Raw genomic sequence first — 14,615 nt, 5'->3', positions numbered from 1 at the left:
AAAGGCTGTAAGTGTAACCCAGACGGCCTGGAGTAAAAAAATGAATGATCAGACCGCTATTGCGCTCAGGGCGTTTACCCAGCGTTACTGCCAGCAGTGGCAACAGCAGCGTGGGCATCTTCCTTTCAGCAAGGAGCTTTACGGTATTCCTTCCCCCTGCGTGGTAGAGCAGCGCGACGATGGCGTAATATGGCAGCCGCGGCCTTTTGACGGCGAGCCGCATCTGGCCGCAGTGGAGCGGGCGCTGGATCTGCAGCTGCAGCCCGCGCTGGTGAGTTATTATACAACGCAATATGCGGGCGATATGCCAGCGATGCTGGATCGGCAACCCATCACGCTACTTCAGATCTGGAGTGAGGACGATTTTGTGCGTGTTCAGGAAAACCTGATTGGGCATTTAGTGATGAAAAGGCGTCTGAAACAAACTCCGACGCTTTTCATTGCAACCACTGAATCTGATCTGGATGTGATTTCTCTGTGTAATCTAAACGGAGAAGTTATTCTTGAAACGTTGGGAACGCCAAAACGCCAAATTCTGGCAGCGAATATTCAGACATTTCTCAATAATTTACAACCGTTTAGTGACCGTTTTTAAGAGATTGCCTTGTGGGTTTGTGAGATATGTCTCACAACGACTGTAAGAGATCGCCAGGACAAAAAGCAGAAAATCAGAAGTTCTTTTTGTGAAGATAATGTAAATCATAAACTTAGTGATGCCAGGGTTTTCAGACTTATACCAGGAGTTGTTGTTAAAGGAAAAGGTAGCTTGTTTCCTGGGCCGGCTAAGGCAAAATGAGCTTCATCGGAAAGGGAATCCGTGGATTGGAAAACGTCATGGAAGGCGTTCATCAGGATGATGGTTCCGCAAAGGATGTTGCGTTAAAAGGATAGCTTCAGGATGAAGCGGTAAGTTCCAGGATGGGACGACAGGGACACCTCCAGGATGGAGAATGGGAGCCGGTCAGGATGACAGGCGGGCCAGGAAAGCCAAAGGATCATCGCCAGGAAGGCGATATGTCAGGAAGACAAAAGGGAAAAGTTTTCAAGGAAGAGCAGGGAGCGTCGAAGTAGCAGGATAGCTGCAAACGAACCGGGAGCACTGTAAAACAGTGCTCCCTTTTTTTGTGCCGCGCATTTTCCCCGCCGCCCGCCGATGCTATGCTTGCCGCCCCGAAAATTTCCCCCGTTGTGAGGATGCCCATGCAGCGAGAACATCAGGTTCGCCAGGGTTTACTGGCGGTTGAAGCCTTACTGAAAGCGCAGGCGCTGTGGCAGAGCGATGCGCCCGCCGCCGCCGCTTTTGCCAGCACGCAGCCCTTTTTTCTCGATACCATGCAGCCGCTGGAGTGGCTGCAGTGGGTGTTGATCCCGCGGATGCATGCGCTGCTGGACGCCGGCGCGGCGCTGCCGCAGAACTTCGCTATCGCGCCCTATTATGAGATGTCGCTGACGGCGGATATAGCGTGCCGCGAGGAGCTGCTGGGGCATCTTAACGCGCTCGATGCGCTGTTTGTCGCCGCAGGTCGCTAATGCCGGAAATTATCTATCAGGATGAGTGGCTGGTAGCGGTGAATAAGCCTGCTGGCTGGCTGGTGCACCGTAGCTGGCTGGACCGCAAAGAAAAAGTCGTGGTAATGCAAACGGTGCGCGATCGGATCGGTCAGCACGTTTTTACCGCTCACCGTCTCGATCGTCCTACTTCCGGCGTGCTGCTGATGGGGCTTTCCAGCGAGGTGGGGCGCCTGCTGGCGCAGCAGTTTGAACAGCACCGGATGGTGAAAACCTATCACGCCGTAGTGCGCGGCTGGCTGGAGGGCGCCGATCGGCTCGATTATCCGCTTACCGAGGAACTGGATAAGATTGGCGATAAGTACGCCGCGCCGGATAAGGGGCCGCAGCAGGCCGTTACCGACTGGCGCGGGCTGGCGATTACGGAACAGCCGGTCGCTATCGGACGCTACGCGACGGCGCGCTACAGCCTGATTGAGCTGCAGCCCGCTACCGGACGCAAGCATCAGCTACGGCGTCATCTTGCCCATCTGCGCCATCCGATTATTGGCGATACCACCCACGGCGATTTGCGGCAAAATCGCGGCGCGGCGCAGCATTTCGGCTGTGGCCGCCTGATGCTGCACGCCAGCAGCCTGGCGCTTAATCATCCGGTAACCGGCGAGCCGTTAGTGATTCGCGCCGGGCTGGACGCCGTCTGGCAGCGGCTGATGCAGCAGTTTGGCTGGCAGCACTGTCTCCCCGATCTTCCCAGGGTTGAGTTTGATCCACAGCCAGGTCAGGATAGGACACCACAATAAGGGAGAAGGTTATGGCGCAGATAGGTATTTTCGTCGGCACGGTTTACGGCAACGCGCTGCTGGTAGCGGAAGAGGCTGAGCCCATTCTGCGCGAGCAGGGGCATGAGGTAACGATTTTTGAGGACGCCAGCCTCGACGACTGGCGGCAGTACAGCGATAAAGCCGCGCTGATTGTTACTTCCACCACCGGACAGGGCGATTTCCCGGACAGCATCGCCGGCCTGTACCATGCGGTTAAAGAGAAGCTGGGCCATCAGCCTCAGCTGCGCTACGGCGTAATTGCGCTGGGCGACAGCAGCTATGAAAACTTCTGCGGCGCGGGAAAAACCTTCGATGCGCAGCTGCAGGAGCAGGGCGCAACGCGGATTGGCGAGCTGCTGCTGGTTGATGCGATGGAAACGCCGGAGCCGGAAAGCGTCACCTCGCCCTGGGTGGAAAACTGGGGCAAGCTGCTCTGATACTTTCCGCTCCGCTATTCGGCCTCAGGTTACCGGGGCCGGGTTAAATACTGCCAGCGCGTTGCGAATACCCCAGCGGTCGGACCAGGTTTGCTGCCGCCCGCTGGCGATATCCAGAATCATTTCAAACAGACGCCAGCCCACCTGCTCAATGGTTTCCTCGCCCGTGGCGATAGTTCCCGCATTGATATCCATCAGATCGTGCCAGCGCGTCGCCAGCGCGGTGCGCGTCGCCATTTTTATTACCGGAATCGCCGCCAGGCCGTAAGGCGTGCCGCGTCCGGTGGTAAATACCTGCAGCGTGATGCCGGAGGCCATCTGCTGCGTGCCGCAGACGAAATCGCTGGCGGGCGTCGCCGCATAAATCAGGCCGCGTTTGGTCGGGCGCTGGCCCGGCGATAACACTTCGACAATGGCGCTGCGTCCCGATTTGGCGATGGAGCCGAGCGCTTTTTCCACCACGTTCGCCAGGCCGCCTTTTTTGTTGCCCGGCGAGGGGTTGGCGCTGCGATCGGTTTTCCCCTGGCTCAGGTATTCATCATACCAGGCCATCTCCTCCAGCAGCCGTTTTCCGGTCGCTACGTCTGCCGCGCGCGGCGTCAGCAGGTGGATCGCATCGCGAACTTCGGTGACTTCAGAGAACATTACCGTCGCGCCGCAGCGCACCAGCAGATCGGAGGCGAAGCCGACCGCCGGATTAGCGGTAACCCCGGAGAAGGCGTCGCTGCCGCCGCACTGCATGCCGACAATCAGCTCGGAGGCCGGGCAGGTTTCGCGCTGGCGCTGGTTCAGCCGCTGCAGGTGGCGATCGGCCACGCGCAGGATCTCCTGCACCATCGCTTCAAAGCCGACATGACGTTCATCCTGCAAACGCACAATATCCTCTTCGCCTATCGATATTGCCTGCACGTCGTCGCCGCTGGCGGCCAGCAGTTTTTCCGGCTGCAGCTTCTCGCAGCCGAGGCTGACCACCATCACTTCGCCGCCGAAGTTGGCGTTCAGCGCCAGGTTATGAATAGTGCGGATCGGCACTACCGCCGCAGGCGCGTTAATCGCCACGCCGCAGCCGTACAGATGATTGAGGGCGACCACGCCATCGACGTTCGGGTAACGCGGCAGCAGTTCGCGCTCGATAATATTAACCACATAGTCCACCACGCCCGCCACGCAGTGAACGCTGGTGGTGATGCCCAGCAGGTTGCGGGTGCCGACGCTGCCGTCGGCGTTGCGGTAGCCTTCGAAGGTGTAGCCTTCCAGCGGCGGCAGCGGTTCCGGAACGCGCGTCGCCAGCGGCAGGCTCTCCAGCGGCGGCGCTTCCGGCAATGCCACCAGCGATTCTTCAATCCAGCTGCCCTGCGGGATATCGCGCAGCGCATAGCCGATGATTTCGCCGTAGCGACGTATCGCCGCGCCGCGGGCGATAGGCGTCAGCGCCACTTTGTGCCCCTGCGGTATATGCTCTGTCAGTTGCAGCCCGCATGGGAAAACGGCGCCCGCAGCGAGGCCGTTGTCATTTACCACGATCGCAACATTATCATCGGCGTGCACCCGAATATAACGCGGTGTTTCTTCACGAATCGTTTTCATTGTTTCGGTTTCCAGTAAACGGAAAAGTCAAAAGGGGAAACGGCGCAGGCGCATACGGTATTACTGTTTTTGCTGTCAGCCAGTATAAGGAGGGAAAACCCAGCCAGCATTATGCAAATGAACGATTTTATCCGCCTGTTACGCCTTCTTTTCTGGCGACGCTACAAGTGCAAGTGAAGATGGTCACAAACCCAACCCGCAGCCGCTCTGGCTTCCTGTTGATGCCCCTGAAAAAGATGAATTCGTGAGCAATGCCGCAGTCGATTAGGCAACTGCATTAATTTAAACGTATTAAGGCGCTAAATGTGGGGCGTTCGTCCAGTGAATTGGCGAGGTGCGCTCCATATACTTTTCCCCAAGCTCGACGACAGGTGGATCAGCTGCGCTGTATATAACCGTTTTTGCTAACGAATAATAATCACCGTGTTTAACCCAACCTCATTCTGATACTCAACATGTTGTGTATGCAGTCAGAGTGGAAAGTAGCGTACCGCTATATTTCAGGAGTGCATCATGAATTCATACAGCCAGGCGGAAAGTGCCGTAGAAAAAAGGACTAACGCACGATACTGGATCGTGGTGATGCTGTTTATCGTCACCTCATTCAACTATGGCGACCGCGCCACCTTATCCATTGCCGGTTCTCAAATGGCGAAGGATATCGGACTCGATCCGGTCGGCATGGGCTATATCTTCTCTGCGTTCTCATGGGCTTACGTTATCGGGCAAATCCCCGGTGGCTGGTTGCTCGATCGTTTTGGTTCGAAACGCGTTTATTTCTGGAGCATCTTTATCTGGTCGCTGTTTACCCTGTTACAGGGATTCGTCGATATTTTTGAAGGCTTCAGCGTGATTATCGCGCTCTTTACGCTGCGCTTCCTGGTGGGGCTGGCCGAGGCGCCATCCTTCCCCGGCAACAGCCGCATCGTCGCCGCCTGGTTCCCCGCGCATGAACGCGGCACCGCCGTGGCGATTTTTAACTCGGCGCAATATTTCGCCACCGTTATCTTCGCGCCGATCATGGGCTGGCTGACCGCGCAGGTGGGCTGGGCGCATGTGTTCTGGTTTATGGGCGGTCTTGGCATCATCATCAGCTTTATCTGGCTGAAAGTCATTCACGATCCGAACGATCATCCGAGCGTTAACCGCGCCGAACTGGAGTATATGGAAAAAGGCGGCGCGCTGATCAATATGGATGCGAAGAAAGAGCAAACGAAACTGAGCCGGGGCGAGAAGTGGGCGCAGATTCGCCAGCTGATCACCTCGCGCATGATGCTCGGTATCTATCTTGGCCAGTACTGTATCAACGCCCTGACCTACTTCTTTATTACCTGGTTCCCGGTCTATCTGGTGCAGGCGCGCGGCATGTCGATTCTGAAAGCGGGCTTTATCGCCTCCATCCCGGCCATCTGCGGCTTTATGGGCGGTGTGCTCGGCGGCGTAATTTCCGACTGGCTGATGCGTAAAACCGGCTCGCTGAATATCGCCCGTAAGACGCCGATCGTGCTGGGTATGCTGCTCTCCATCTCTATGGTGACCTGTAACTACGTCGAAACCGAGTGGGTGGTGGTGTTCTTTATGGCGACCGCCTTCTTCGGCAAAGGCATCGGCGCGCTGGGCTGGGCGGTGATGGCGGATACCGCGCCGAAAGAGATCAGCGGCCTGAGCGGCGGTCTGTTCAATATGTTCGGTAATATCTCCGGCATCGTTACGCCAGTGGCTATCGGCTACATCATCGCCTCAACGGGCTCCTATAACGGCGCGCTGATTTATGTCGGCATCCATGCGCTGGTAGCGGTGCTTAGCTATCTGGTGCTGGTAGGCGATATCAAACGTATCGAACTGAAAAAAACAGCCTGAGGAACGATGATGAGTACGCAAAGCACGCCCGTCATTACTGATATGAAGGTAGTACCGGTCGCTGGTTACGACAGTATGTTGCTCAATATCGGCGGCGCCCACAGCGCCTTCTTTACCCGCAATATCGTGGTGCTGACCGACAGCGCCGGCCATACCGGGCTGGGCGAGGCGCCAGGCGGAGAAACCATTTATCAGACGCTGACCGACGCCATCCCGCAGGTGGTTGGTCATGAAGTGGGCCGTATGAACCGGCTGGTGCAGCAGGTGCACAAAGGCAACCAGCACGCCGATTTCGATACTTTCGGTAAAGGCGCCTGGACTTTTGAACTGCGCGTCAATGCGGTGGCCGCGCTGGAAGCGGCGCTGCTCGACCTGCTCGGCCAGTTCCTTAAGGTGCCGGTAGCGGAACTGCTCGGCCCCGGCCAGCAGCGCGACGAAGTAACGGTGCTGGGCTATCTGTTCTATATCGGCGACCGGCGCAAAACCGATCTGCCCTATCTCAGCGGCGAGCAGGCGACGCATCAGTGGTATCACCTGCGTCATCAGGAAGCGCTGAATAGCGATGCGGTAGTGCGGCTGGCCGAGGCGGCGCAGGATCGCTACGGCTTTAAAGATTTCAAGCTGAAGGGCGGCGTACTGCCGGGCGAGCAGGAAATTGAGACGGCGCGCGCGCTGAAAAAACGTTTCCCGGAGGCGCGCATCACCGTCGATCCCAACGGCGCCTGGCTGCTTGATGAGGCGATTGAACTCTGCAAAGGCACGCAGGATATTCTCACCTATGCGGAAGATCCCTGCGGCGCCGAACAGGGTTATTCCGGGCGCGAGGTGATGGCGGAGTTTCGCCGCGCCACCGGCCTGCCGGTCGCCACCAATATGATCGCCACCAACTGGCGCGAAATGCAGCATGCGGTCATGCTGAACGCCGTCGATATCCCGCTCGCCGATCCGCATTTCTGGACGCTGAGCGGCGCGGTGCGCGTGGCGCAGCTCTGCGACGAGTGGGGCCTGACCTGGGGCTGCCACTCCAATAACCACTTCGATATTTCGCTGGCGATGTTTACCCACGTCGGCGCGGCTGCGCCGGGTAAACCTACCGCCATTGATACGCACTGGATCTGGCAGGAGGGCGATCAGCGCCTGACTAAAGCGCCGTTGCAGATTCGTCAGGGCAAGATTGCCGTACCTGAGAAGCCCGGCCTCGGCATTGAGCTGGACTGGGAGCGCCTGCAGCAGGCGCATGAACTCTATAAAAAATTGCCGGGTGGCGCACGCAATGACGCGACCGCGATGCAGTACCTTATCCCCGGCTGGAAATTTGATCGCAAGCGCCCGGTGTTCGGGCGTAAGTAAGCACAAGGAATCGACCATGAGCCAACAGAACGCTACGCCAAAAATTACTGAAATGCAGGTAATCCCGGTTGCCGGTCACGACAGTATGCTACTCAACCTGAGCGGCGCCCACGCGCCGTTCTTTACCCGCAACATCGTGATTATCAAAGATAACGCAGGCCATACCGGCGTAGGTGAAATCCCCGGCGGCGAAAAAATTCGCCAGACGCTGGAAGAAGCCGCGGCGCTGATTATCGGTCATACCATCGGTGAATATAAAAACCTGCTCGGCAAAGTGCGCACCACCTTTGCCGATCGCGATGCGGGCGGACGCGGTAATCAGACTTTTGACCTGCGCACCACTATCCATGTGGTAACCGGCATCGAAGCGGCGCTGCTCGATCTGCTGGGGCAGTTCCTTGGCGTTAACGTCGCCAGCCTGCTGGGCGACGGGCAGCAGCGCGACCAGGTTGAAATGCTGGGCTATCTGTTCTACATCGGCGATCGTCGTAAAACCACGCTGCCCTATCAGAGCGAGCCGGACGCCAGCTGCGACTGGTATCGCCTGCGCCATGAAGAGGCGCTGACCCCGGAAACGGTGGTGCGTCTGGCGGAAGCGGCTTACGAAAAATATGGCTTCAACGATTTTAAACTGAAAGGCGGCGTGCTGGCCGGCAGCGAAGAGGCTGAGGCGGTTACCGCGCTGGCGAAACGTTTCCCGGAAGCGCGCATTACCCTCGATCCTAACGGCGCCTGGTCGCTGGAAGAGGCGATTCGCCTCGGCAAGCAGCTGCGCAACGTGCTGGCCTATGCGGAAGATCCGTGCGGCGCCGAACAGGGTTACTCCGGGCGTGAAGTGATGGCGGAATTCCGTCGCGCCACCGGGCTGCCGACCGCCACCAATATGATCGCTACCGACTGGCGTCAGATGGGGCATACGCTATCGCTGCAGTCGGTCGATATCCCGCTGGCCGATCCGCACTTCTGGACCATGCAGGGTTCGGTGCGCGTGGCGCAGATGTGCCATGAGTTCGGCCTGACCTGGGGCTCGCACTCCAACAACCATTTCGATATTTCGCTGGCGATGTTTACCCACGTTGCCGCCGCCGCGCCTGGCGCCATTACGGCGATCGATACCCACTGGATCTGGCAGGAAGGCAACCAGCGCCTGACCAAACAGCCGCTGGAAATCAAAGGCGGCCTGGTGCAGGTGCCGCAGAAACCGGGCCTGGGCGTTGAGCTGGATATGGATCAGGTAATGAAAGCGAACGAGCTGTATAAGCAGCACGGTCTGGGCGCGCGCGACGATGCGCAGGCGATGCAGTTCCTGATTCCGAACTGGACCTTTAACAATAAACAGCCATGCCTGGTGCGCTAAGCGCGCCTAACTGAGAGGTAACAGAATGAGTCACTCATCCTATCCCAACCGTTTTCGCCAGCGCCTGCTGAGCGGTGAAACGTTGATCGGCAGCTGGTGTGCGCTGGCTAATCCCATTACAACGGAAGTGTTGGGCCTGGCGGGTTTTGACTGGCTGGTGCTGGATGGCGAGCACGCGCCGAATGACGTCACCACTTTCGTGCCGCAGCTGATGGCGCTGAAAGGCAGCAGCAGCGCGGCCGTGGTCAGGCCGCCCTGCAATGAGCCGGTGATTATTAAGCGTCTGCTGGATATCGGTTTCTATAACTTCCTGATTCCGTTTGTGGAAAGCGAAGAAGAAGCGCGCCGGGCGGTGGCCTCTACGCGTTATCCGCCCGCCGGCATCCGCGGCGTATCGGTAGCGCACCGCAGCAATATGTACGGCACCCTGCCGGACTATAACCGCGATATCAACAGCAATATCAGCGTGCTGGTGCAGATTGAAAGCCAGCAGGGCGTGGATAACCTCGACAGCATTATTGCCGTTGACGGCGTGGACGGCATTTTCGTCGGTCCGGGCGATCTTTCCGCCGCGCTCGGTTATCTGGGACAGCCGTCCCATCCTGAAGTACAGAAAGTGATTCAGCATATTTTTGCACGCGCCAAAGCTGGCGGTAAGCCGAGCGGCATTCTGGCGCCGGTGGAGGCGGATGCGCGCCGCTACCTGGAGTGGGGCGCGACCTTTGTCGCCGTAGGCAGCGATCTGGGCGTCTTCCGCGCTGCGACGCAGGCGCTTTGCGATCGTTTCAAAAAATAATTTACGAGGAGAATGATGATGAAAGTTGGATTTATTGGCCTGGGCATCATGGGCAAACCGATGAGTAAAAACCTGCTGAAGGCGGGCTATTCACTGGTGGTACGCGACTTCAGCGCGGAAAACGAAGCTGAGCTGGTTAAGCTGGGCGCGACCGCAGCGAAAACGCCGAAAGAAGTCGCTGAACAGTGTGAGGTCATCATTACCATGCTGCCGAACTCGCCCCATGTGAAGGAAGTGGCGCTGGGCGAAAACGGCATCATCGACGGTGCGAAAGCCGGTACGGTGCTGATCGATATGAGCTCCATCGCGCCGCTGGCCAGCCGCGAAATCTCTGAAGCGCTGGCGAAAAAAGGCATCAAAATGCTGGATGCGCCGGTCAGCGGCGGCGAGCCGAAAGCGATCGACGGTACGCTTTCCGTGATGGTCGGCGGCGATAAAGCGGTGTTCGACGCCCATTACGATCTGATGAAGGCGATGGCTGGCTCCGTGGTGCATACCGGCGAAATCGGCGCGGGCAACGTGACCAAGCTGGCTAACCAGGTGATCGTGGCGCTGAATATTGCGGCGATGTCCGAAGCGTTAACGCTGGCGACCAAAGCGGGCGTGAACCCGGATCTGGTTTATCAGGCCATCCGCGGTGGTCTTGCAGGCAGTACGGTGCTGGACGCTAAAGCGCCGATGGTGATGGATCGCAACTTTAAGCCGGGTTTCCGTATCGATCTGCATATTAAAGATCTCAGCAACGCCCTGGATACCTCGCACGGCGTGGGCGCTCAGCTGCCGTTGACCGCCGCGGTAATGGAAATGATGCAGGCGCTGAAGGCTGATGGCATGGGCACTTCCGACCACAGCGCGCTGGCCTGCTATTATGAAAAATTAGCGAAGGTTGAAGTTTCACGCTAGTCAGCCGCCCGGTTATGTCGCCGGTCAGATTGACCGGCTTCGTTCTCTGGCTGCGGCCAGCTCAACAGCGCTCGGACTATTTATGAAAATCGTTATTGCACCGGATTCGTATAAAGAAAGTTTATCCGCCCTGCAGGTCGCTTCGGAGATTGAAAACGGCTTTCGTGCGATCTTCCCCGATGCCCAGTACGTCAAGCTGCCGGTGGCAGATGGCGGCGAGGGGACCGTGGAGGCGATGGTGGCGGCGACGCAGGGAAAAATCGTCAGGCTGTCCGTCACCGGGCCGCTGGGCGAACCGGTAGAGGCGTTTTACGGCCTGTCCGGCGATGAGAGCTGCGCGTTTATTGAAATGGCGGCGGCCAGCGGGCTGGAGCTGGTGCCCTCCGCGCAGCGCGATCCGCTGGTAACCACCTCGTGGGGAACCGGCGAGCTGATCCGCAACGCGCTGGATCGCGGCGTTCAACGTTTTATTATCGGCATTGGCGGCAGCGCCACCAACGACGGCGGCGCCGGCATGATGCAGGCTTTAGGCGCGCAGCTGCTCAATGAAAAAGATGAGCAGATCTGCTATGGCGGCGGCGCGCTGGCGCAGCTGGCGCGTATTGATATCAGTACCCTGGATGCGCGTTTACAACAGTGCCGCTTTGAAGTGGCCTGCGATGTCACCAACCCGCTTACCGGGAAAGAGGGCGCCTCCGCCGTTTTCGGCCCGCAGAAAGGGGCGACGCCTGAGCTGGTGGCGCGGCTGGATGCGGCGCTGGAGCACTACGCGGCGGTTATCCAGCGCGACCTGGATATTGACGTGCTGCGCGTTCCCGGCGGCGGCGCGGCGGGCGGCATGGGCGCGGCGCTGCACGCTTTCTGCCGCGCGGAGCTGCGGCGCGGCATTGAAATCGTTACCGAGGCGCTGGGTCTGGACGCGCTGGTGCGGGATGCCGCGCTGGTGATTACCGGCGAAGGGCGTATCGATAGCCAAACCGTGCATGGCAAGGTGCCGATCGGCGTGGCGAAGGTAGCGAAGCGCTACAACAAACCGGTAATCGGCATTGCCGGCAGCCTGACCGCCGACGTCGGCATTGTGCATCAGCACGGGCTGGATGCGGTTTACAGCGTTATCTACTCCATCTGTACGCTGGAAGAGGCGCTGGATAACGCCGCGCAAAACGTACGTATGACGGCGCGTAATATCGCCGCCACCCTGAAAATCGGCCGGATGCTCGATCAGGCCTGACTCAATATGTGGCGCGCCTCCCGCGCCACATTCTCCATCTCATCCAGCAGTTCTAACAGCTCTGGCTCCAGCGAGGCGACGTCGCCGCTGAGCCGCAGGCTGTGTTCTATTTGTCGACACAGCTGCTTCATACGCGGCACGCCGCTGTAGCTGGCGCTGCCGTGCAGCTTATGAATGATTTCCTGTAGCCCGTGCAGGCGATTTTCCGCCAGGCACTGTTCAACCTGTTCGCGCACTTCCGGCAGGAAATCGAGCAGCATCTGCAGCAGATCGCGCGCCAGATCGGGCTTGTTAGCGGCCTGATGCAGCGCCAGCTGCCAGTCGAGAGAGGGCGAAATGACCGGCGCCTCCAGCGCTGGCTGCTGCAGCGAGGAGGAGTAACGCGCCAGCAGATGGCTTAGTTTTATCTCATCTATCGGTTTGGCGAGGTAGTCATTCATGCCGGCTTTAATCAGATGCCCGCGCTCGCCGTCAATAGCGTGAGCGGTAACGGCGATAATCGGCGTGCTGGCATGCTGGGGCAGTTCGCGAATCAGCTCGCTGGCGCGAATACCGTCGATTTCCGGCATCTGAATATCCATCAGGATAATATCCAGTTCCTGCTGCTGCGCCAGCGCAATGGCTTTTTCGCCGCTGTCGCACAGCACGATATGCTCCACCTGCTCTTCCAGCAAAGCGCCGATCAGCTTCAGGTTGGCCGGATTATCATCCACCGCCATCACCGTCAGCGGCAGCAGGGCGCGCGCGGGCAGGTCATAGCGTTTGCGCGCGTGCAGATCGAGCATAATCGGTATCAGCCGCGTGCGGGTAACCGGCTTGCACAGGCAGGCGTCGATGCCGTTGCTTTTCAACTGTTCCGCCTGCAACAGCATCTGGCTGGGCAGCGCCATGATGACGCAGTCGGCGCGTGCCGTCAGGCTGTTGATAAACGCCTGCGAGGTGATGCTTTCGGCGCGCTGGCTGATGGGCAGCCCCACCAGCAGCATGTCATAGTGCGATTCCGTCAATCCTTCCAGCGTCAGGCTGTAGCTGATTTGCAGCGGCGTGGTGCTCAGCATATCCAGCGCCGCCTGCGCCGCCGCCGGATTCGCTTCGACATAGGCGAGCCGCTTGCCGCGCAGATCGTCCAGCGCGCGCGGATCGCTGGCGGCGTTGGGGTTTAACGCCAGGCTGACGTGAAACCAGAAGGTGGATCCCTGATTCAGCCGGCTGTGAAAGGCGATTTCGCCGCCCATCTCGTTAACCAGCTTTTGCGTAATCACCAGGCCGAGCCCGGTGCCGCCGTGGCGGCGCGAAATGCTGGCGTCGGCCTGACGGAACGCCTGGAACAGCTGCGACTGCTGCCGTTCCGCAATGCCGATGCCGCTGTCATGCACCTGAACTTCCAGCTCGACGCTGTTGTTGCTCAGGCCGCGCTTCTCAACGCGAATATCGATATTGCCGCGCTCGGTAAACTTCACCGCGTTGCCGATCAGGTTGGTCAGAATTTGCTGTAAACGCAGCGGATCGCCAATCACATTATCCGGCACCTCGCTCTGGACGTTGATGGTCAGCTCCAGCCCTTTATCGTGGGCCGAAGGCGCCAGCAGCACCAGGGTTTCATCCAGCGTGGCGCGCAGCGGGAAAGGAATCGACTCCAGCACCAGCTTGCCCGCCTCCAGCTTGGAGAAATCGAGCACGTCGTTAATGATGCTGAGCAGGTTATTGGCCGAGCGTTCAATGGTGTGCAGGTAGTCGCGCTGGGTAGAGGTGAGCGGCGTTTTCAGCGTTTGCCGCGTAAAGCCGATCACGCCGTTAAGCGGCGTGCGCAGTTCGTGCGACATATTGGCGAGGAATTCGGATTTGATACGCGCCGCTTCCTGCGCGCGTCGCTTCGCCAGATCCAGCTCGACGTTTTGAATCTCCATCTGCTCCAGCGTTTCGCGCAGATCGGAAGTCGCCTGATCGATATTCTGCTGCATCTCTTCGTGGTAGGCGGTTAACGACATCGCCATGGCGTTGATGCCGTTTTTCAGCATATCCAGCTCGCCCAGCATATAGCCCTCAACCCGACTATCGAGCTGGCCGCGGCGAATACGGTCTACGGTGCTGACCATATTGCGTATCGGCCCGGTTACGTCGCGCATCAGCCGATAGGCGAACATCATGGCGATGCAGAGGCAAAACAGCAGCAGCAGGGTGGAAACAAAGATTTCTTTATACTGCTGTAGCCTGACCGACTGTAAATCCAGCTCGATCGCCACATAGCCCAGCGGATTGCCGGTCGGCTTGGCGTCCCGTCCCGGCGACTCATCGGGGTAGTAGCTCTCAGAGACTACCGGCGTGCGCAGCACCATCGCGTTGCCGTGGCGCTCAATCATCGTCAGGCTTGGCAGGCTGGCGCCGCTGGGCAGGCGCAGCTGGTTCTGATTGAGGTGATAATTGGAGGTGACGAAAATCTGATTTTTATCGTCAAACACTGTGATGGCGCGCACGATATCAGAGTGGCGACGGTGCAGCAGGCTGACCAGCTGACGCACCGATTCGCGGCTGTGAAACGTCATGCCATACTCACTGGAAACCGCCAGCGGCTCGATAATATTGGCGCCGGCATCAACCAGCTGCCGCTGTAGTTCATTGTAGCGATGCACCACAAAAAATGTACTGAGCAGCAGACCAATCATCAGGGTCGGCGCCAGTATTAAAATCATCATCCTTGCCCGCAGGCTGTATTTGGTCATGATAGTCCGGTATGAGACAATTCCCTACGGGCAGTGATGCGGCA

General features: G+C 58.6%; 12 protein-coding genes. 10 read left to right on the top strand and 2 right to left on the bottom strand.

All coding sequences use genetic code 11. From position 1 onward, the window contains the following. Positions 1–40 precede the first annotated feature (40 nt). From syd to FKM52_RS12725, 4 genes are all read left to right on the top strand, one after another. Positions 41–595 carry a SecY-interacting protein gene (gene syd, locus FKM52_RS12740; protein WP_141176744.1) on the top strand — a complete coding sequence of 185 codons (555 nt, stop codon included), beginning with the start codon at positions 41–43 and terminating at the stop codon, positions 593–595. 605 nt (positions 596–1,200) lie between these two features. Beyond that, positions 1,201–1,530 carry a YqcC family protein gene (locus tag FKM52_RS12735; protein WP_141176555.1) on the top strand — a complete coding sequence of 110 codons (330 nt, stop codon included), beginning with the start codon at positions 1,201–1,203 and terminating at the stop codon, positions 1,528–1,530. Further along, a complete protein-coding gene (truC, locus tag FKM52_RS12730) occupies positions 1,530–2,309 on the top strand; it encodes a tRNA pseudouridine(65) synthase TruC (RefSeq protein WP_141176554.1) in 780 nt (259 codons plus the stop codon). Before FKM52_RS12735 ends, truC begins: the two co-directional genes overlap by 1 nt. A gap of 11 nt (positions 2,310–2,320) precedes the next feature. Beyond that, entirely contained in the window at positions 2,321–2,767 is a 447-nt protein-coding gene (locus tag FKM52_RS12725) for a flavodoxin (protein WP_141176553.1), read from the top strand. 24 nt (positions 2,768–2,791) lie between these two features. Here the strand turns inward: FKM52_RS12725 and garD are convergent, their stop codons facing one another. Beyond that, positions 2,792–4,354, bottom strand: a complete 1,563-nt coding sequence (gene garD / locus FKM52_RS12720; protein ID WP_141176552.1) for a galactarate dehydratase — start codon at positions 4,352–4,354, stop codon at positions 2,792–2,794. Positions 4,355–4,867: 513 nt separating this feature from the next. Here garD and FKM52_RS12715 point away from each other — a divergent pair. From FKM52_RS12715 to FKM52_RS12690, 6 genes are all read left to right on the top strand, one after another. After that, positions 4,868–6,214 carry an MFS transporter gene (locus FKM52_RS12715; protein WP_141176551.1) on the top strand — a complete coding sequence of 449 codons (1,347 nt, stop codon included), beginning with the start codon at positions 4,868–4,870 and terminating at the stop codon, positions 6,212–6,214. Positions 6,215–6,223: 9 nt separating this feature from the next. Continuing rightward, the gene (locus tag FKM52_RS12710) at positions 6,224–7,564 is read left to right on the top strand and encodes an enolase C-terminal domain-like protein (RefSeq protein ID WP_141176550.1); all 1,341 of its coding nucleotides are present in this window, start codon (positions 6,224–6,226) and stop codon (positions 7,562–7,564) included. A 16-nt stretch (positions 7,565–7,580) separates the two neighbouring features. Continuing rightward, positions 7,581–8,921: a glucarate dehydratase gene (gudD, locus tag FKM52_RS12705; protein ID WP_141176549.1), complete on the top strand. Its 1,341-nt coding sequence runs from the start codon at positions 7,581–7,583 to the stop codon at positions 8,919–8,921. A 25-nt stretch (positions 8,922–8,946) separates the two neighbouring features. Then, positions 8,947–9,717, top strand: coding sequence for a 2-dehydro-3-deoxyglucarate aldolase (gene garL, locus FKM52_RS12700; RefSeq protein WP_141176548.1), 771 nt, complete (start codon positions 8,947–8,949; stop codon positions 9,715–9,717). A 12-nt stretch (positions 9,718–9,729) separates the two neighbouring features. Then, the gene (gene garR / locus FKM52_RS12695; RefSeq protein ID WP_141176547.1) at positions 9,730–10,620 is read left to right on the top strand and encodes a 2-hydroxy-3-oxopropionate reductase; all 891 of its coding nucleotides are present in this window, start codon (positions 9,730–9,732) and stop codon (positions 10,618–10,620) included. 82 nt (positions 10,621–10,702) lie between these two features. Beyond that, a complete protein-coding gene (locus FKM52_RS12690) occupies positions 10,703–11,851 on the top strand; it encodes a glycerate kinase (protein WP_141176546.1) in 1,149 nt (382 codons plus the stop codon). Here the strand turns inward: FKM52_RS12690 and barA are convergent. Next, on the bottom strand, positions 11,842–14,571 hold the full coding sequence (gene barA, locus FKM52_RS12685; RefSeq protein WP_141176545.1) for a two-component sensor histidine kinase BarA: 2,730 nt from the start codon (positions 14,569–14,571) through the stop codon (positions 11,842–11,844). The genes FKM52_RS12690 and barA overlap by 10 nt on opposite strands. Between the last annotated feature and the right edge of the window lie 44 nt (positions 14,572–14,615).

The organism is Mixta tenebrionis (assembly GCF_006517625.1).
Taxonomy (GTDB): domain Bacteria; phylum Pseudomonadota; class Gammaproteobacteria; order Enterobacterales; family Enterobacteriaceae; genus Mixta; species Mixta tenebrionis.
This window is presented reverse-complemented; position numbering and strand designations above follow the sequence as displayed.